The organism is Stenotrophomonas maltophilia group sp. Smal12, from assembly GCF_037079935.1.
Classification (GTDB): domain Bacteria; phylum Pseudomonadota; class Gammaproteobacteria; order Xanthomonadales; family Xanthomonadaceae; genus Stenotrophomonas; species Stenotrophomonas sepilia.
On sequence record NZ_JBAWUK010000145.1, the window covers coordinates 1 to 507 of the forward strand.

A 507-nucleotide genomic window follows, 5' to 3' on the forward strand; every position below is an offset into this window, starting at 1 on the left:
GTGCGATGTCCTCATCGCTGTAGGACAGGCCGTAGTCGAGGGTGAACGCACCGGCGCGGGTATCGAACTTCGAGGTGTTGCTGGCATCCAGGCCGAAGCGCTTCTGCCGCAGCGGATTGCGGTAGGCATCCTTGTAGCCGGGGTCGCCACTGAAGCTGGGCGCGTCGTACCACTCGGTACGACGATCGAAATACCACGGGGTGATGCCGGTCAGGCTGTTGTACATCACGCTGTCGGTGTCGGTGTACGCGGCGTTGACGCGCAGGTCGACCAGCTCGCTGTCCGGGTTGAAGCGATAGCGCAGGGTGTAGCTGTCCATGTCGACGTGGCCCGGATCCCATTGCGGAATGCGGTCGCGATCGACGCGGATGATCTGCGAGGCCATGATCTCGCCGGCGGTGCCTTCGTAGCGGCGGTAGCCCGCTTCCAGGGTCTGTGCATCGTCGATACGCCAGGTGCCCTTGAGCAGCGTCGACTTCGAGCGCGCCGAGGTATTGAAGACGTCGG

General features: G+C 63.7%; 1 pseudogene. It reads right to left on the reverse strand.

Annotation, left to right across the window (positions count from 1 at the left end):
* Nucleotides 1–507 (reverse strand): annotated as a pseudogene (locus tag WDC87_RS21995) (TonB-dependent receptor); the annotation flags it as partial.